Origin of the sequence: Limosilactobacillus reuteri (genome assembly GCF_002254085.1) — a bacterium.
GTDB lineage: Bacteria > Bacillota > Bacilli > Lactobacillales > Lactobacillaceae > Limosilactobacillus > Limosilactobacillus reuteri_K.
In genome coordinates this window covers 110,969-129,415 of sequence record NZ_NGPY01000022.1, presented here as the reverse complement: position 1 = coordinate 129,415, position 18,447 = coordinate 110,969, and the positions used below count along the sequence as shown (strand labels likewise).

The 18,447-nt window shown below is 38.3% G+C and carries 20 protein-coding genes; 8 read left to right on the top strand and 12 right to left on the bottom strand.

The window, feature by feature from the left end:
• Window positions 1-42 precede the first annotated feature (42 nt).
• Both CBG10_RS05650 and CBG10_RS05645 read right to left on the bottom strand, forming a co-directional pair.
• Window positions 43-1,023, bottom strand: coding sequence for a sensor histidine kinase (locus CBG10_RS05650; protein WP_094511954.1), 981 nt, complete (start codon window positions 1,021-1,023; stop codon window positions 43-45).
• Window positions 1,016-1,735 carry a response regulator transcription factor gene (locus CBG10_RS05645; protein ID WP_080998047.1) on the bottom strand — a complete coding sequence of 240 codons (720 nt, stop codon included), beginning with the start codon at window positions 1,733-1,735 and terminating at the stop codon, window positions 1,016-1,018. Before CBG10_RS05645 ends, CBG10_RS05650 begins: the two co-directional genes overlap by 8 nt.
• Window positions 1,736-1,814: 79 nt before the next feature.
• Between CBG10_RS05645 and CBG10_RS05640 the strand changes: the two genes are divergently transcribed.
• The gene (locus CBG10_RS05640) at window positions 1,815-2,657 is read left to right on the top strand and encodes an aldo/keto reductase (protein WP_019251978.1); all 843 of its coding nucleotides are present in this window, start codon (window positions 1,815-1,817) and stop codon (window positions 2,655-2,657) included.
• Window positions 2,658-2,829: 172 nt separating this feature from the next.
• Here the strand turns inward: CBG10_RS05640 and pnuC are convergent, their stop codons facing one another.
• Window positions 2,830-3,582 (bottom strand): nicotinamide riboside transporter PnuC, encoded by a 753-nt coding sequence (gene pnuC, locus CBG10_RS05635; RefSeq protein WP_029507427.1) that lies wholly within the window; start codon window positions 3,580-3,582, stop codon window positions 2,830-2,832.
• Window positions 3,583-3,832: 250 nt separating this feature from the next.
• A complete protein-coding gene (gene greA / locus CBG10_RS05630; protein ID WP_094501527.1) occupies window positions 3,833-4,330 on the bottom strand; it encodes a transcription elongation factor GreA in 498 nt (165 codons plus the stop codon).
• 106 nt (window positions 4,331-4,436) lie between these two features.
• On the opposite strand from greA, the gene CBG10_RS05625 reads away from it, so the two are divergent.
• Both CBG10_RS05625 and CBG10_RS05620 read left to right on the top strand, forming a co-directional pair.
• Entirely contained in the window at window positions 4,437-5,558 is a 1,122-nt protein-coding gene (locus tag CBG10_RS05625; protein ID WP_094511953.1) for a hypothetical protein, read from the top strand.
• 23 nt (window positions 5,559-5,581) lie between these two features.
• Window positions 5,582-5,908 (top strand): hypothetical protein, encoded by a 327-nt coding sequence (locus CBG10_RS05620; protein ID WP_019252967.1) that lies wholly within the window; start codon window positions 5,582-5,584, stop codon window positions 5,906-5,908.
• Window positions 5,909-5,964: 56 nt separating this feature from the next.
• Here the strand turns inward: CBG10_RS05620 and CBG10_RS05615 are convergent, their stop codons facing one another.
• From CBG10_RS05615 to CBG10_RS05600, 4 genes are read right to left on the bottom strand one after another with little or no spacing between them, the layout of a single operon-like run.
• Window positions 5,965-6,189 carry a hypothetical protein gene (locus CBG10_RS05615; RefSeq protein WP_003664967.1) on the bottom strand — a complete coding sequence of 75 codons (225 nt, stop codon included), beginning with the start codon at window positions 6,187-6,189 and terminating at the stop codon, window positions 5,965-5,967.
• Window positions 6,190-6,202: 13 nt separating this feature from the next.
• Entirely contained in the window at window positions 6,203-6,709 is a 507-nt protein-coding gene (locus tag CBG10_RS05610) for a YbhB/YbcL family Raf kinase inhibitor-like protein (protein ID WP_094511952.1), read from the bottom strand.
• 35 nt (window positions 6,710-6,744) lie between these two features.
• Entirely contained in the window at window positions 6,745-7,527 is a 783-nt protein-coding gene (locus CBG10_RS05605; RefSeq protein ID WP_094511950.1) for a tyrosine-protein phosphatase, read from the bottom strand.
• A gap of 29 nt (window positions 7,528-7,556) precedes the next feature.
• Window positions 7,557-8,525 (bottom strand): SGNH/GDSL hydrolase family protein, encoded by a 969-nt coding sequence (locus CBG10_RS05600; protein ID WP_094511949.1) that lies wholly within the window; start codon window positions 8,523-8,525, stop codon window positions 7,557-7,559.
• Window positions 8,526-8,719: 194 nt separating this feature from the next.
• Between CBG10_RS05600 and CBG10_RS05595 the strand changes: the two genes are divergently transcribed.
• Genes CBG10_RS05595 through CBG10_RS05585 form a run of 3 tightly spaced genes read left to right on the top strand, consistent with a single transcriptional unit; the run spans window position 8,720 to window position 12,406 of the window.
• Window positions 8,720-9,898 (top strand): galactokinase, encoded by a 1,179-nt coding sequence (locus CBG10_RS05595; protein ID WP_094511947.1) that lies wholly within the window; start codon window positions 8,720-8,722, stop codon window positions 9,896-9,898.
• Between the two features lie 26 nt (window positions 9,899-9,924).
• A complete protein-coding gene (locus tag CBG10_RS05590; protein WP_094511946.1) occupies window positions 9,925-11,376 on the top strand; it encodes a UDP-glucose--hexose-1-phosphate uridylyltransferase in 1,452 nt (483 codons plus the stop codon).
• Window positions 11,377-11,413: 37 nt separating this feature from the next.
• Window positions 11,414-12,406: a LacI family DNA-binding transcriptional regulator gene (locus tag CBG10_RS05585; protein WP_094501541.1), complete on the top strand. Its 993-nt coding sequence runs from the start codon at window positions 11,414-11,416 to the stop codon at window positions 12,404-12,406.
• Between the two features lie 69 nt (window positions 12,407-12,475).
• Here CBG10_RS05585 and CBG10_RS05580 read toward each other — a convergent pair whose 3' ends face one another.
• Window positions 12,476-13,087, bottom strand: coding sequence for a DedA family protein (locus tag CBG10_RS05580; protein WP_019251989.1), 612 nt, complete (start codon window positions 13,085-13,087; stop codon window positions 12,476-12,478).
• Window positions 13,088-13,336: 249 nt separating this feature from the next.
• Here CBG10_RS05580 and CBG10_RS05575 point away from each other — a divergent pair, with 249 nt between their 5' ends.
• A complete protein-coding gene (locus tag CBG10_RS05575; RefSeq protein ID WP_094511944.1) occupies window positions 13,337-14,650 on the top strand; it encodes a cation:dicarboxylate symporter family transporter in 1,314 nt (437 codons plus the stop codon).
• Window positions 14,651-14,698: 48 nt separating this feature from the next.
• Here CBG10_RS05575 and CBG10_RS05570 read toward each other — a convergent pair whose 3' ends face one another.
• The gene (locus CBG10_RS05570) at window positions 14,699-15,169 is read right to left on the bottom strand and encodes an Lrp/AsnC family transcriptional regulator (protein ID WP_094501543.1); all 471 of its coding nucleotides are present in this window, start codon (window positions 15,167-15,169) and stop codon (window positions 14,699-14,701) included.
• A 213-nt stretch (window positions 15,170-15,382) separates the two neighbouring features.
• Between CBG10_RS05570 and CBG10_RS05565 the strand changes: the two genes are divergently transcribed.
• Window positions 15,383-15,847, top strand: a complete 465-nt coding sequence (locus CBG10_RS05565; RefSeq protein WP_003664953.1) for a universal stress protein — start codon at window positions 15,383-15,385, stop codon at window positions 15,845-15,847.
• Between the two features lie 229 nt (window positions 15,848-16,076).
• Here the strand turns inward: CBG10_RS05565 and CBG10_RS05560 are convergent, their stop codons facing one another.
• Entirely contained in the window at window positions 16,077-18,029 is a 1,953-nt protein-coding gene (locus CBG10_RS05560) for a glycoside-pentoside-hexuronide (GPH):cation symporter (RefSeq protein WP_094511942.1), read from the bottom strand.
• 125 nt (window positions 18,030-18,154) lie between these two features.
• Complete coding sequence (locus CBG10_RS05555) at window positions 18,155-18,418, bottom strand: hypothetical protein (RefSeq protein ID WP_094508280.1); 264 nt, start codon at window positions 18,416-18,418, stop codon at window positions 18,155-18,157.
• Window positions 18,419-18,447: the final 29 nt, after the last annotated feature.

Sequence of the window (18,447 nt, the reverse complement as noted above, 5' to 3'; positions counted from 1 at the left end):
CCTACTTACGGAAGTGTACAGAACCTTACAGTTTTGTAAGAATTAGTTTGATGATCTGATATTATCTGGTAAGAAAGATAGAATAGCTGTCGTTCCCTGAGATTGAACTGATGAGATGCTAACCTTGAAATTTAAGTACTCAGTAACTTTTTTAACAAGGTACAGTCCCATCCCGGTAGCAGCAGTTGTTTGGTGTCCGTTTTTTCCAGTAAAGCCGTTGTCAAGGATTCGCGGAAGATCATTCATTGAGATGCCGCACCCATGGTCAGCGATCCGCAAAGAATTCATTTCCCAGGAAATATTAATTGTACTATTAGGAAATGAGTATTTAATTGCGTTTGAAAGTAGTTGTTCAATGCAAAAATGCAACCATTTACGATCAGTGAGAACTTTAATTCCGTCCAAGCCGGTTAATTCTGGAATCAATTGTTTATGAATGAAGACCGCAGAATTTTGTTGCAAAATATTATTAATTAAGTTGGCAATATCAATCCATTGAAAATCGTAATCATGATTATTAATTGCTAGTCGTTCGTCATTTAACAACAAATTGAGATAATAGTTAGCTTGATGGATATTCTTTTTTACTTCTGTACTTGCGACAGTTGGGGCATTTTCTGCCGCGGCATTAAGACTTGTCAAATAGTTTTTAATTTCATGAGTAAATAATTCAAGGTGGTCAAGTTGTTCGTGTTGAGTTGCTTGTAACTGACGGATTGTGTCAATGTTTTTTGCTTGTTCATCTTGCAATAGTTCAACAAGTTTTCCCTCAGTCATATTGGTAGGAGTAAATTTATCGAGCTGAGAAACATTTAAATGGCGCAATCGATAATATTTAATTGCACCACTACTGATAAGCCACACTATAAAAAAGGGAAGAGAAAAGCGAATCACATCGCCTAAAAAAACAGTTGGAAGATTATATAAAATTACTAAAAGCCCAACCAGACCTAGGAGAAAAAGATAGCCAATAGTAGGAAGCAGGATTGAGCGCCAAAATAATTTGAAATAATGTTTATTCATTGTTTTCCACCAATCGATAGCCAAGGCCACGTTCTGTGTGAATGCATTGCCGTAAACCAATTGTACTTAGTTTAGTTCTTAACCGACTAATATTAACGTTAAGGGTGTTCTCATTAAGGTATTTGCCACCTTGCCATAACCATTGAAGTAATTGTTCCTTAGAAACGGTTTTATTACGGTGACTGAGTAAAACTTGTAGCATAGCACCTTCAGTTGGAGTGAGCTGGGCAGTACCGTTTCCGTTTGTAAGAATATTAGTAAGGGGATTGAATGAATTATGATCCCACATTATTTCCTCTGCATCAGCCGTTTGCTTATTTCGCCGTAACAAAGCTTGAATTTTAGCTAAAAGCACTGTCATTGCAAATGGCTTCATAATATAATCATCTGCCCCCGCGGCCACTGCATGCATGACATTGGTATCAATTTCAGCCGCAGAAATAACTATAATCGGTACTTGACTATGTTTACGAACCTCTTGAGTCCAATAAAAGCCATCGAACGTCGGGAGGGTAATATCAAATAAGACAAGATCTGGGTTTGTAGCAAGAATTTCATTTGCAACGTTTTGCCAGTCGTTAACTGTGATGACGTCGTGTTGCCATTTATTTAATTCTTGAGTTGTGGAATGGATAATATCAGGATTATCTTCAACGATAAATATTTTAGCCATAATTGTTTCCCCGTAAATAGATTTAAACTCATCATACATTAGTTTGTTCAGAAAGGAAAATTTCGATATTGACAATCCTCAGTTACTGATTAAAGATAAGGAAAGAAAATGATTTTTAATGGATATTAAGGACAACCTATTAACCCTTGCCGATGGAAATAAAATGCCTCAAGAAGGTTTTGGCCTTTATAAGGTAGATGGCCAAGCGACAATGAATCAAGCAGTCAAAAAGGCATATGAAGATGGGTACCGGCTTTTTGATACGGCTCAGTTATACGGAAATGAGCAAGAAGTTGGGACGGCTTTTAAGCAATTAGCCATTCCGCGCGATAATATTTTTGTGACAACTAAAGTGGCAGAAGAAAATCAAGGTTACGATAAGGCCATTGAATCTGTCAAAGAATCCTTACGTAAATTACAAATGGATTATGTTGACTTGTTGCTTGTTCACTGGCCAATTGAACGATCATTTTTTGATACCTGGCGAGCTTTTGAAGAAATGAAAAAAGAAGGGCTGACTAGGTCAATTGGTGTAAGCAACTACCAAATAATTCATCTTCAATATTTAGCAACCCAAGCAAATGAAATGCCGGTTGTTGATCAAATTGAGTTGCACCCGCTATTAACGCAAAAATCACTATTACAATTTAATCATCAACATCAAATAGTAACGCAAGCCTGGAGTCCATTAGGGCGAGGAGCAGTTCTCAATGAACCAGTATTAAAAGATATTGCTGCTGCTCATAATAAATCCACCGCGCAAATTATACTGCGGTGGCATCTCCAGAATGGTGTTTCTTTTATTCCCAAGTCAGTTCATGAAGAGCGAATTGCCCAAAACGCTGATATTTACGATTTTGAACTTAACACCCAAGAAATGGCACAGATAGATGCATTAAATGCTTATCATCGTACTGGTCGTGAACCAGAATTAGTTTATGAATACAATAAACAATATTAAACAAAAAAACAGGGAGCGAGACAGAAGTCACTCGTGACTTCGTTTTCGAGCCCCCGCAAGCAACAATAGGCCTCTAACGTTCGGTTTTGCCGGACGTTAGAGGCCATTGTTGTACTGCGTATTTGCTTTTTATGAAAGTAACTTAACTTATGTCACAGTCCCGTTTTTATATCTATTCTAAGCCCAATTCTTTGGCATAGGCTGCTTCTTCCTTACTGAGACGTTGGCGTTCACGTTCGTTGTACCATGGTGAAATGGTAAAGGCGAGAACATCATTAATAAGGTAAATTGAGCTGTTAACGGCCATTGCTAAAGTGGCAGATCCTTGCTTATAAGAAACAAACCAGAGTACTAGTTGCGCAAGACCAGATGCAAGCCACCAGAAATATTGGTTGTTAAAACGCAAGAAGCAAATAACACCAGCGGAAAGACTGATGGAAAAGCTGATTGCATCAATCCATGGTCGTGGATCGTCAGTAAGATGACCGATTAAATAACCAGAAACGAGATAGACAATAATTGTTGCAATGATGGCAACCGTCCATGAACGAGCATTGAATTTACGGATCTTTGATGCCATGTTAACATTCCAATTTGCGGAAAGTAATACTGGTAAATCGAGGGTAATAACATAGGCGATTTGTTCGGCAATACTTAAATAATTTTTAGCACTAAAACCAGCAATGATGAAACATAATGCCGATAAAATACCTAAGAAACCATTTACCGACTTAGCAGCATTAATTGCTAAAACGCAAAGTACTCCAAGCGTGGTTCCAATAAATGTAATGACAGTTACCCACGTTATTGGAGCACTAACTAAAGTCATTACCTGACAGCCAAGACTGAAAAAGAATAGGTAATAATTTTGTTGTGGCCAGCCCTTTAATTGGTGGGCAAGAAATTTAAAATAATCGCTAATCATTAATCTAACTCCCTCTACTATATGTTGTGCAATTTTGTGGTTACTGCCGGCTAGTAACACAAGATATTGTGGATGTGAAAAAGCAACGTTTAATAGTATACCGGGTCAAAATCAGGGATGCAATACCCAAAATTTTATTTAATCAGTCGCTTAGATTAATTGAAGGGCGGAAAATTAACCCTATCGTTGAAAATAATAAATTTAAAAATTTCCTTTAGCGGATTACGAAATATCGAATGACTTATCAACACTATAATTCAATTTTAACAATTTTAACTTTATATGAAGATTGCGGCGCTTCAACAGTTACAGTGGTCCCAGCTGTTTTGTGAAGAAGGGCTTGACCAAGGGGAGAATCAAAGGAGATTTTTTGTTTGGCAAGATCAGCTTCCTGCTTTCCCACAATATGATAAGTTTCTTGTTCATGGTCATCCTCAAATTCAATTATCACGGTTGTCCCTAAATCAATAGTGTGATCATTCTTGGGGGTCACAATTTCAGCATATTGAAGCTGTTTATTGAGGTACCGAATCCTGCTCTCAAGGTGGCGTAATTCACGCTTAGCAGTACTATATTCTGTATTTTCGGATAAGTCACCAAGCGCACGGGCTGCTTTTAATTGTTCAATTTTTGCAGGTCTTTGCTGTTGTAATTTTGCAATTTGTTCTTCAATTTCATGATAGCCATTTGCAGTCATTTTTTGAAAATAGACATTTTTCATTGCTTCTTGGATCTTTTTTCGTTGCATTGGTATAGTTTCTCCTTGTATATTAGCAATCTTGTTATATTTACTAGATATAATTATGATATGATAGAAAGGAAAATTCAATTTGGAGACGGAGGATATATAGATAATGAACGAACAAGAACAACATATTAACCAGTTTCTTACTTCGTCCAACTATCGTCAGTTATCTGCTAATCAGCAAAAGCATGCACAGGATATTTTGACGCGTTTTAATAACCAAATGGCAAATGATCAGCATTTGACCGATACTACTTGGACACCAGAAGCAGTAAAAGCGGTCATGGTCGGGGAATTTATCGCTGATCCAGCACTAACTAATCAATTTGGAATTGCGGTTGTTCCAGTTTTGCGAGCTTATCAAGAATTTTTGAAAGTTGAAAATCTTGCGGAAGTTGTAAAAGCAATGGAAGAACAACGGACAAAGATGAACGAGTGTCGGAAAGCACATAAGACATGGGCACAATTACATGGGGATGCGGAAAATGACGAAGCAGAAGCAACCCCGGTTCAAGCTAGTCCTGCTAAAAAAGAAATTACGTGGACACCGGAGAAGTTCAAGGACTTATTAGCGAATGTCCAACAAGCTATTAAGTCAGCTTCCCAATTCAATAATCTTGAATTAGATGATGTTGAATTGAACTATGTTGTGCAAGAGTTCTTGGAATTAATGGTTCAAGAATGCAATGAATATCCAGGTCAATGGACTTTCGGCAACTTGCAACGCGTATTGGGCATGATGATGCCATTAGATCCACATATTTCAATTAAGCAAATTCATAACATCGTACCGAGCGCGCAGGCCTTGTTTGAATACTTGAAGCAAAATGATTACATCAACATGGATCAATACAAGTTGGGCTTAAAGGCAATTGCTAATATGCAACCATCAGAAGACATGCTTGCCTCATTAAATCGTGATGAGCGTGAAACTCAATTAGTTTTATCATTCATCAATAGTAATGGTATCGATACTGATGATGCAGATGTAGCAGAAGCGTGGATGGACGATCATAAGCAGGAAGTTGCTGACTTTATGCGTGGCCTATTGAATCCATGGGGCGAATATGAACGTAAACGCCTGCTCAAGCGTCAACGCGAAATGCAACAAAAGCAACAAGTGGCTAAGCGTAGCGATAACAAAATTGATTCACAATTAAAGCGGAAAAAGAAGTCCCTTCAAGGAATCAAGTTTAGTAAAAAGGCTCGGCGGAAATTACGTCGCCATTAATTTTTTAAGAGGAGGAATCCATAATGAGCGTTGAAATTCCAGAAAATATGGAAGAAGTAGCAATGCAGCTGGCTCAACATCAAGTACGTGGTGAGCAAGTTGACGAAAAGACTGTTATTCAAAATGCTGTTCGGGATATACTCCAAGCATTTTTTGATGAAGCTCTTGAAGGTCATTACGATGATGTGAAGTGGGATGGGGATGACCTAGTCGTTACGGATATTATGGGTGATGAAGCAGGACGCATTCAACCACAATCGAGCTCATTTATTGATGACTTTAAGAACGATGCTGATTCATTAATTGAACGGCTTGAAAATGCGACAGCTAAAATTGTTGGTGGTCGTTAAGATTTTTATCGAAATAGAAAATGACCCGTGGAAATTTCCGCGAGTCATTTTCTATTTTAAAGCCGATTTTTAATTTCGTAGGGCTTTGATTTTTCGTGCTCAGCTGGTAAGGCATCCTTAGCGTAAAAAATTGCGTATTCTTTATCGTTAGGATCTTTGGCGATGACAAGTTCGTCATTGTGACGTGCTTGTTTAAAAATTTGTCCCTTTCGAACAGCTTCATTATAGTCATGAATATTAGCGACTGAATCGCCTGGATTAAAGAAAATTCTTGTTTCCATTATAAGTTCCTCCTCATGCACGACTTGGCAAATCGATTTGTGCTTTTGCTAGAATATGACCCTTGGCCGCGTGGATAAAGTCATTAAGCCAGTATTTATTTTCTAAGGGTAGAGTATCGTCTAACGCAAACACCATTAAAGTATAATCATGAGTTTTGTCGGGAGGTTGTGGACCCACATAACCACTAGTAATCAATGGGTTTCCATTAACCAACGAGCCGGCATTGCTATTATTCCCCTGCACAAATTTATCTGCTAATTCTCGACTAGCATTTGCAGGAATATCTGTTAACGTTGCTGGAATGTTGGCAGCTAACCAGTGGATCCAAGTAAAACCACAGACAGGTGTTGAGTCATAATCAATAAAGACGATTGCAAATGTCTTTGTATCTGCTGGTGCGTCGGTAATTTTAATTGGAAATGACTTAATTGGATGGTCAGCTAGCATATCAGCTGCTGGCGCATATTTACCATATTCATCTGCTAACATCCCATTAACTAATGGTACTGAGATTTGCATAAAAATTCCTCCTTATAAGACAATTATAATCGAGCCTAATCTAAATACAATTTTCGTAAATCTTTTATTTCGGTAGGAGTAATATCAAGGCAGTTGTTGAGATACTGATTAATATTTCCATAAGTCTGGGTAATATTTTTGATTGCTGTATTTAAGTAATCAGGAGCTACTGAGGCAAGGGCAGCCCGATTTGTCACTAGTGCCTCGCTGGCTCCATGATTCCGCATATCTTGCAGCCAGTGATTACGAAAATCCTGAGTAACAGTATTCGTTAGCAGGTAATCTTCCATAATAATCTTTTGCTCAACGCCAAGGGCACTGAGGATGAGATAAGCAGCCATTCCTGTCCGATCTTTACCAGCAGTACAATGAAATAGCAAGGCACCGCGTTCATTATTCAATAAGAGATTAAATAATTTCTGGTAAGCCTGCTTAGCTGAAGCAGCCGTGGTCATTCGGTGATAAACATCAATCATATGGTGATAACCGTTTCCTGGCTGTTGCATCTGTGCGGCGATTTCCTCATCACTATGCGAGGCGTCTGTTTCGTCGGCTTCGAAAACAGGTAAATGATAATATTTTGCTTGGGAAGGCACTCGATCAGGATCTTTCTTTACTTCGTCGGGAGCGCGGAGGTCAATATCGAGCGAAATAGGAATATTATCTAAAACGGTGAGATCATTTTGATCTAAACGAGCAAGTGAACCAGTACGAATAAGACGATGCCATTTTATTTGATGACCATCTGCTGTGGGATAACCTCCAAGATCACGAAAGTTGTACCCATTCTTTATTGGAAGTAAGCGTTGGTTAGCCATGAGAATCCTCCTCGTATTAACTCTTACTACTATTGTACACTGAATTGAGGTAAAAGCGGTTGTAAAGCTTGTGCAAGCATTTTTCCTTCATTAATAGCGCCCGCTTGGTCAGGATGGAGCCCATCAGTAAAGCTATGGTGCCAAGTTTTAGTTTCAATTATCGAACAGTCATGTTTAGTGGCAATTGTGCGGATCGCAGAAGCAAAGGTCTGACTAAAAGGAATTATGATTGCTAAGGGAGTATGAGGAAAAGTTAGCTTAACTTGCTGGATAAAAAGATCGAAAGCGGCAATAAATTGAGTTAGAGGGAAACGACGGTCATTAACGCCTAAATTAATCACGTTGAGATCAGGGTGATTAGGCGTCCATAATGTCTGATTGTCAATTTTTCCTAAAAAGACATCGGCAGTTGGGACCCCGCCAGTAGCAGGTCTTAACACTCCCCCAGCAGAGTAGGCTATTCGAACACTATCGACATTAAGCAGATCTGCACAAATTCCCGCATAGTTAGTTTCTGGTCGGTAGTCAGCAGCAGGATGGTTCCCAACTACCCAACAACCGGCCGTAATTGAATCACCAATAAAGTTGATCAAAGGTCGCTGGGGGGCTGCCGTAATTTCGCCCCTATCGAGATAAATATTTTTAATTGCAAAGCCTTCATTACCTTGCCACACTTCGTCAATATCAGTATTACCGGCTGCCATTATTTCGATGGTATGTAATGTCGAATCAAGTGGAATATCAATTTTTTCTAAGCTAGCTTGTGCCCGTTGCCACTTTCCGCCATCAATTCGAAAAGCAAACACTTGGCTAGGAGATAGGGAATTTTGATTTGGCAAAACAGTAATTTGACACTTTTTAGCATCTGAAACCTTAAAACGGAGGTAGCTTCCAAGGTTAGTAGTGTATAAAGTGGGACTATTATCAAGCTTTTTAATAGTCCAGCGTCCGGTACGTGAAGCAAACTTAATTAGATCAGTTGGTTGATATTTCTTCATTTGAATCCTCCAATTCTTTAAGACTAGTTTAGCATTAAAGAATATATTATGTTTATCAAACTTACTTTGGTGTAATCGTTTTCTTTGTTGTGATGAATTATTTGTAAGCGCTTATTGACGAGGTGATTAAAAAGTAGTAAATTGTATTTAGTAAAAGTTTACTAATGTTTGTTTGATGTATGGAGGTTATGCTGATGGATAAGCAACAATTTTTAGCTGAATACCAAGACGTATTTAAAGAACCGGGTAAGGATGTATTCTTTTCACCAGGCCGGATTAATGTAATCGGGGAACATACTGATTATAATGGCGGTCATGTTTTTCCATGTGCGATCAGTATTGGAACCTATGGGGTATATGGTCCGCGTGAAGATACAACAGTCGCCATTTACTCAGCTAATTCGGCAAAAGAAGAAGATAGTAAGATTATTACTTTTGACATTAATGATACAGAACCGCAAAATGCTAAAGATGAAAAGTGGGTTAACTACTTTAAGGGGATGTTGGTTTATCTAAAGCAACGGGGCTTCAAGATTGATCACGGATTTAACTTATACATCCACGGTTTTCTTCCTTATGGTTCAGGCTTATCGTCATCAGCATCAATTGAAATGTTGATGGGAAATATCTTGAAGGATGAATTTAATCTTGATATTGATGAAATTGAATTAGTTAAACTTGGTCAAAAGACTGAAAATGATTTCGTTGGTCTTAATTCCGGAATCATGGACCAATTTGCTGTCGGAATGGGTAAAGAAAATAATGCAATTTATCTTGACTGCAACACGCTTGAATATAAGTATCTGCCACTTGAACTTGGCGATTATGAAATCATTATCATGAGTACTAATAAGAACCACTCCTTAGCTGGTTCCAAATACAACGAACGGGTCCAAGAATGTGAAGAAGCAGTTAAGCGTCTTAACAAGAAGCTTGATATTAACAAACTTGGTGAATTAGCCTCCGATACATTTGATCAATACACTTACTTAATTGATGATGACACACTGATTCGTCGTGCCCGTCATGCAGTTAGTGAAAATGAACGGACAAAGAAAGCCATTGATGCAATGGAAAAGGGCGATCTTGAAGAATTAGGCCGTCTGATCAATGCTTCTCATGTATCACTTAAATATGATTATGAAGTGACTGGTAAAGAGCTTGACACCTTAGCAGAAAACGCATGGGATCAACCAGGCTGCCTTGGTGCTCGAATGGTCGGCGGTGGATTTGCCGGCAGTGCGATTGCCATTGTTAAGAAGTCAGAAGCAGAAAACTTCAAAAAGAATGTTGGAAAGATCTACCGGGACAAGATTGGTTACGATGCCAGTTTCTATGATGCTGAAGTTGTTGATGGACCACATAAGCTTTAATAGTATTTTAGTGGGGGAATGAGAAAATGAAGTTAATGGAAAAGTTTGCTGACCAAGTAATTGCTAGTGGAACTTATGAACCACTCGACCGGATCTATGTCTTGAACAAGATTCGGGGCTTTGTTGGTGATGAAGATGTTGAAGCTAAAGATGATGAACCAGTTGTGAGCCAACTTGTTGATTTAGCTGTTAAACGCGGCAAAATTGATGATGGTCAAACTGCTAAAGAAATCTTAAACGATCAGCTTTATGATTTGCTGACTCCAACGCCATCAGTAGTTAATCATAAATTCTGGGAAAAGTATCAACAATCTCCAGCCACTGCAACTGATTGGTTCTATCACCTATGTACTAGCAATGACTATGTTAAAGTAGCTGCTATCAAGAAGAATGTTGTCTTTGATAAACCAACTAAGTACGGCAATCTTGAAATTACCATCAATCTTTCAAAGCCGGAAAAGGATCCCAAAGCAATTGCAGCAGCTGCTCATGATACCGCCAAGAAGTACCCACAATGTGCCCTTTGCATGGAGAATGAAGGTTACAAGGGACGCCTTGGACAAGCAGCACGAAGCAACCACCGTATTATTCGGATAACAGTAGGTGGGCAACAATGGGGATTCCAGTATTCGCCATACGCTTACTTCCATGAACACTGTATCTTCCTCGATAGTAAGCACGAACCAATGGAGATCAATCGGCAAACTTTAATTAACCTAGTTGAAATTGAAAAGCAATTCCCAACCTATTTTGTTGGAAGTAACGCTGATTTACCAATTGTTGGTGGTTCAATGCTTGCTCATGAGCACTATCAAGGTGGGAAGCATATTTTCCCAATGATGAAAGCCTCCATTAAGAAAGAATTACACTTTGCTGAATATCCAGCTGTTGATGCGGGAATTGTTAACTGGCCAATGAGCGATATTCGTTTAACTAGCACAGATACTGAGCAACTAATTGATCTGGGTACACATATTATTAAGGTATGGGATCAATATAGTGATGAAAGTCTTAACATTAAAGCTTTTGATGGACAGACGCGGCACCATACTGTTACCCCTATCATGCATCGGGAGGGCGATAAGTTTGTTCTCGATTTAGTTTTGCGGGATAATAATACTAATGATGAATATCCGCTTGGAATCTTCCACCCACATAAAAAACTATGGCACATTAAAAAGGAAAATATTGGTTTGATTGAAGTGATGGGTCGAGCAATCTTACCGGCGCGGCTCAAAGATGAATTAAATGAAGTCAAGAAGTTTTGGCTTGGCGCTGAAAATAAGATTGCAGATAGTCATCTTTCATGGGCAAAAGAAGTTCAGTCAAGGATTAATCTCACCGCGGATAATGTCGATGAGGTTATGGAACAGGAACTGGCTAATGTCTTTGCCAATGTTCTAGAAAATGCGGGAGTCTTTAAGGATGATGCAGCTGGAAATGAAGGTTGGCAACGATTCGTTGATGCCTTAAAATAGTTTTAACCTAAAATGAAGAAAGGGGCGCTGAAGCAGTATGGCAGTAACATTACATGATATCGCGGATAAAGCAGGGGTCTCTATTGCGACTGTATCGCGAATTTTAAATAATGATGTGACGCTTTCTGTAAATGAAAAGACACGTCAGCGAGTGTTAGCCACTGCCGAAGAGTTTAACTATACTAAGCATAAGCGAGCACGCAATAACCAAGTACAACGAGTAGCTGTTGTTCAATGGTATTCTCTTACGCAGGAATTGGATGATTTGTATTACATGGCGATTCGGATGGAAATCGAACGAGCAGCTCAACAACAGGGACTACAGACGGTTCCGGTTTATCAAAATAATATGGAAGAAATTCCTCGCGATGTTACGGGCATCATCGCGATTGGAAAATTTAGTGATTCGCAAGTTCAAGCATTGCGGTTAGTAACTTCTAATATTGTGTTTGTTGATTACGATAGTTTGGCTGCCGGTTACGATTGCTTAGTACCGGACTTTGAAAATGCGGTGCGTTCGGTTATTTCAGAATTTGTTAGCGAAGGCATTAACGATATTGGTATGTTAGCAGGAACTGAAAAAACAACGGACCGACAAATTGTTCCGGACTTACGGCGATTCTATTTTGAAAGTAACTTGCGTCAACAAAACCTTTATCATCCAGAATTTATATTTGCTGGCGACTACACCTCGATGTCAGGATATAACGCGATGAAAAAGGCAATTGCGACGCTTGGTGACCGTATGCCGCATGGAATCTTTGTAGCAAATGATCCGATGGCAGTTGGCGCGCTTAAAGCGATTCAAGAAACTAAAATTAACGTTCCGAATCGAATCGCTCTGATTAGTTTTAACGATACGGCAATCGTTAAGTACGTTTATCCAAGTATGTCAGCAGTACATGTTGCCACTGATGAAATGGCGCATGCCGCGGTTGATATGATGATTAAACGTCTGCAGAATCCCAATAATGATCCATGTAAGACAGTTGTCGGCACTCACTTGATCAAACGGCAAACAACCCGATAGCATATCAAAAATGATTCAGTTTTAATAGTAATGGTGCTAGAACCCTTTACCAATAAAAACTGAATCATTTTATTTTTTTATTCTTTTTTGGTACCACCGATAAGCAAAGTACAAACCAATGATCACCATAACGATGATAGCAACGGTTGTATAATCATTAAAGATAATAACAATTTTATTCCATGATTGGCCCACCCAAGCGCCAAGAACGACAAGCAATGTGTTCCAGATGGCGCTCCCGATAGTAGTAAGAAGGCAAAATTTTCCTAATGAAGTCTGAGCGATCCCTGCAGGAATAGAGATTAAACTGCGGATAACAGGAATACAGCGGCCATAGAGAATGCCGCTTGTCCCATGTTTATTAAACCAATCGACTGCTTTTTTAGCATCATCTTGATGAAAGCCCAAAAGCTTAAATAAGCGATGGCCAAGAAGGCGTTCAAGACGGTTAACAGTTAACTGGCGGCCGAGAGCATATAAGATAAGTGCCCCAATAAGTGAGCCAATTGTCGCGGCGATAATTACACCAATAATTGATAATGAGGTGGTGGTCGTCATGAATCCGCTCATTGTAAGAATAATTTCGGATGGTAGCGGTGGAAAGACATTTTCAAGGGCAATTAGTAAGGCAATTGCAAAATAACCAAACTGATCAATAAATTCCGTTATCCAAGCGTTCATAAATTACTCCTGTTCAATTAAGTACTCTCTAAACACTCTATCATATTAGAGAAATACTTAGTAGCGGTCTTATTTTTCTTTAGTGAAAATTACGAATTATAAATTAGGATTATTATATTGAAGTGAATAAAATACCTATAAAGAGCAAAAAGTGTTCGGATTTAATTAAATAAAATCTTAAAAATTGCTAAAATCTTACTAAAAATGTGCTAAAGTATAATAAGACTACATAAGGGAGATTGATATAAAGTGAAGCGATATCGTTTCGGGCGCCTCAGTATGGGCTGGCAAATTATGATTGGGCTGGCCCTTGGTATTATTTGTGGATTAATTTTCTATCAAAATAAGAGTGCCATCACTGTTATGCAAAGCTTAGGAACAATCTTTATCCGGCTGATTCAAATGATCGTAATGCCAATTGTTGTTTCTTGCTTGACTGTCGGAATTGCTAATATTGGTGATATTAAAAAGTTAGGTCGAATTGGTGGAAAAACATTAATTTATTTTGAAGTTTTAACCACGGTTGCGTTGATTTTAGGAATCGTAATGGCTAATGTTACTCATCCAGGGTCATTTATTGATATTCATAAACTTCATGCAACTGATATTTCGCAATATATGTCCACCGCAAAATCTGCAGAACATAATAGCGGATTTTGGCCATTAATTTTGTCGATTATTCCAACGAACATTTTTAAATCCATGTCTGATGGTGACATGATGCCTGTTATCCTGTTCTCTGTTCTCTTTGGATTAGGGATTGCAGCTGTTGGGGAAAAGGCTAAAATTTTAATTGATGTATTAAATGCAGTTTCAGAAGTTATGTTCAAAGTTACTAATTGGGTCATGAAGTTTGCACCAATTGGGGTCTTTGGTTTAATTGGAATGACAATCGCCGAAATGGGTATTAGCGCTTTGCTGCCATTAGGATTATTTATTTTGATTGCGTATGTGACAATGCTAATCTTTATTATTGTTGTCCTCGGTATTACTGCTCATATTTTCCATTTGCGTTATTGGAAGACGATGCGCGCTATCCTTGATGAGATTGTCTTGGCATTTACTACAGCTAGTTCAGAAGTTACGTTACCTCGCTTGATGAAAAAGACACACGAGATGGGGGTAAGCAAGGGGATTACAGCTTTTGTTATCCCAACCGGTTATACTTTTAATCTTGATGGATCTGCAATCTACCAATCATTAGCAGCGATCTTCTTAGCACAAGCATATGGTCTTCACCTTAGTATTTCTCATCAGATCACGTTGTTAGTAGTTTTGATGATTACTAGTAAGGGGATGGCCGGGGTTCCAGGTGCCTCCTTTGTTGTATTGCTTGCCAGTGTTTCTACAATTGGTGTGCCAATGGCTGGTTTGACATTTATTGCTGGAATTGATCGTTTCGTTGATATGGGACGAACTGCCGTAAACGTGGTTGGTAATTCAATTGCCACACTTGTTATCGGTGAATCCGAAGGTGCGCTTGACCGTGAAAAATATAATGCATATTTAGATAATTACGGAAAAGAGAAGACGCCAACAGAAACGGACGCTGAAACTGAATAATAAACATAAAAGCGAAGATGGGAAAAGTACTCACCTTCGCTTTCATATTTAAACTTCTTCTGAATCGGCAGTATCTTTTGCTGGTGCTAACTTAACTCCCCGGTGGTCCACGCTTGTACTAAATACGATTTGTGTACTTGTTTTTCCAAACCGTTGTTGAATAGTATTAATGAAGTTATCTAGATTCGTGGTAGAAGGAAAAACAACTTCCATAATTTCAGAATAATCACCAGTTACACAGTTACATTCAATTACATTGGGAATTTGTTGGATGTAGGGATAAAATTCTTGCTTTTGTCGTGGCTCGAGTTGCACCTGAATAAAAGCTTTAACATGAAAGTTAATTTTTTCCATGTTAACACTTGTATGATAGCCAGTGATAATCCCATTTCGTTCAAGTTTATTGATTCGCGCCGCAATTGCTGGTGATGAGATAAAACATTCTTTAGAGAGTTCTTTCAAAGAAGCACGGGCGTTTTTTTGAAGAAGATTAATAATCTTCCTATCGATCTTGTCCATAAGATGCGGCCTCACTTTCAAATATTAAAGGTATATTGGATATATTAAGATTACTCTAATTAAAGATTAATGTATAGTATAAATTTTAGGAAATCTTGAATTAATTGAATTTTATCTGAAGTCAGTATTATTCTGGTTTCCTTCGCTTTATTCTTCAAAAAAATGGTATAATTTAAGTAAATATATCACTTGTTTGTTTGGAGGTTCAAACCTATGGATCAAGAATATCAAAACATCCTAGTTCCAGTTGATGGTTCTCAGGAATCAGAATTTGCATTGCACCGCGCAATTGCAATCGCAAAGCGTAATGGTGCCCATATAGATATTTTAAATGTAATCGATACACGAGCAATGGCTTATAATTTTGCTGGTATGTCAGATGGAAGTATTGCCTATCAATTAGTTGATAAATCAAAGCAATACCTTGATGAATTGTTGAAAAATGCCAAGGATAAGGATGGCTTTGATAATCTTGATATCCACATTCGTCTTGGTAATCCAAAGACAATTATTTCGTTTGACTTCCCTCGTGACCACCACAACGACATGATTATTATCGGTGCTAGTGGATTATCACGGATACAACGAGCCGTAATGGGTTCAGTTACGTCATACGTAAAGCGGAATGCGCCTGTTGATGTGCTGGTTGTTCGGACTGATGTAGATCAGGTTAAATAGTCATTGAATATTAGCAATGAGGGTTAGTGGTAGATGTTACCATTAACTCTTTTTTTATAAAAAATGAAGGATGTGTTAGCGTGGCGGATGAGATTACTAAGCGAGTTTCCTTGGTAGAATTATTTTACGATTTAGTGTTCGTTTGCTAATGTCGTAACTTTAACCTAGTTTAGAATAAAAGGAACCGCTCGAATCAGAGCAGTTCTTTTTTAACAGAGAAGATATTTAATTACTTTTTACTAACTTCCATGACGATATCAGTAGTAGTTACCTTTTCACCAGCATCCTTCAATAATTTAATATCAAAGTCTTTACTGTTAGTAACGGTTACCATGACAGTATCATCAAGACCAGCTTTTTTGATTGCCGGGTCCCAGAATTCCATTAATTCGTCACCTTTATCAAAGTGTTGATCCTTATCAAAGTAACTAATGAATCCAGTACCACGAAGCTTAACGGTATCAATACCAACGTGGATCAGTAACATAATACCATTATCGGATTCCAGCCCGATTGCGTGACGAGTAGAGAAGGTTGCTCGTACTGTTCCGCTAAATGGAGCGATTACTTTACCATCAGATGGGTTTATAGCGAATCCTTTACCCATGTTACCAGAAGCGAAGTTTTCATCGTTAACGTCCTTTAAGTTAACAAGTGTACCGGCAACTGGTGATGTAATATCAGTAACACCAGGTTGTGGGGTGGAAACAGATGCTGTTTGTGGGTTGTCGCTGTCAACATCTTCAAGGTGATCTCCCCAAGTCTTTTCAAGTTCAGCAACGATCTTGGCGTGCATCTTTTCATCAAGTTTAACCTTTTTTGCAAAGATAAATACACTAATGAGGATCAAGATAGCAGGGGCTAGGAACATTACTAGCTTAAACTTAGCAGCACCTGCAGCAGTAACTGTTGCTGCAGTCGCACCAGCAGTCATTCCAGCAATAATAGTAGTTGGTCCAATAATCCATCCAGAAACAGCACCAGCGAACTTATCTAGCAGTGGACGAACTGATAATGTAAGTGATTCGTCACGATGTCCTAATTTTAGTTGACCATATTCAACAGAATCAGTAATAGTCATTAAAACAACTAAAAATACTAATGGTTGTGGAATGAAGAATAATTCTGCACCAACTAAAACTAAAATGAGTGATTTACCAGCAAATGCAAAGATTAATAAGCCGAGGAAAAGTAATGAAACTGAACCGTAAAATAATTTACGCCGACTAATTTTACCAGTAAAGAGAGGGAAAGTAAGAACGGAAATAACACCAATAACAGTGTTTAATCCACCTAGAATAGAGAAAGCCCTTGAATCACCTAAAATATAAGTAAAGTAGTAAAGCTCCATACTGTTAACTAATGTAATTCCTGTTGTATAGAATAGGTATGAGAGAGCTATAGCGAATAATTGGTCATTTTTGACAAGAATTTTATAAACGTCTTTTAGTTTAGTTTGTTCTTTGTTTTCACGAAGCAATGACTTTTCTTCATGAGTACCAAGCCCGACACCAACAGCAGTAATAGCAGCAACAGCAGCGGCAATTGCGGCAAAAATAAACCAACCACGATCATCACCGGTACCGCCATTTTGATTTGCCGAGAAGAATAAAACCATTGGCATAATAACAAAACCAACAATATTTCCTCCAACAGTAGAACCAACCCGCGCAAAAGTAGCTATTTTATCACGTTCATGGGAATCGAATGATAGCGCAGGAATCATTGACCAAAAGGCAACATCATTAAATGAATAGAAGATATCCATAATGATATATAAAATAGCAAAGATCAATAGGTATAGGTAAGGATTAGAAAGACTTAAACCGCCCATTGGTGTGAATAAGATAGCTAAAATAATTGCTGAAATGATTCCACCACCGACAACCCACGGTTTAAATTTACCCCAACGTGTGTTAGTACGATCAATTGCGTTCCCAATTAATGGGTCAACTAGCAACTCCACAATTCGTAATACAGCGATAATTGATGTAACCCATAGAACCATGTGATTGTTGAATGCTTTGTTACTAGAATTGAATAAGTGTCCAGTAACATACATAATGAAATACGTTGAAAGTAAAGCATAAAAGACATCATGCCCGAAGGCTCCCATTGAATAGGCAAAACGGGAACGGGCAACATGCTGGTTACTTTTTGCAGTATCAATTTTTGTATCCATGTTAACTCCCCTTTTCTACAACAACATATAATATCTTACACGAATAATAGTAAGCGTTTTCATAGAAAAAGTCAATGCACTTTTAGTAAAGTTTTACGAAAAAAGAAGAAATATCAAAATAATTATTAATTGAAAGCAATTGCTATAACTTGGGCTTGGGCAGTTTCTAAGTCATCTGCATTTAAATTAATATATTTATTTACAAGGCGTTCATTTGCATGAAGATCGTTGACAAGAAAATCGTGGATCGATGTAATGTTTATTCCGGCATGGCGTAAATGGAGAATTGTCATTGTAATTGCTAACTGTTCTGTTTTAGCGGCTGAAAGGGTAGCAGGGGCTGTTTCGATGACCCCTTGGTAATAGCCGCTCATAAATGTTTTATTCATGATAATCACCTCTACTCTAATCAAACCAC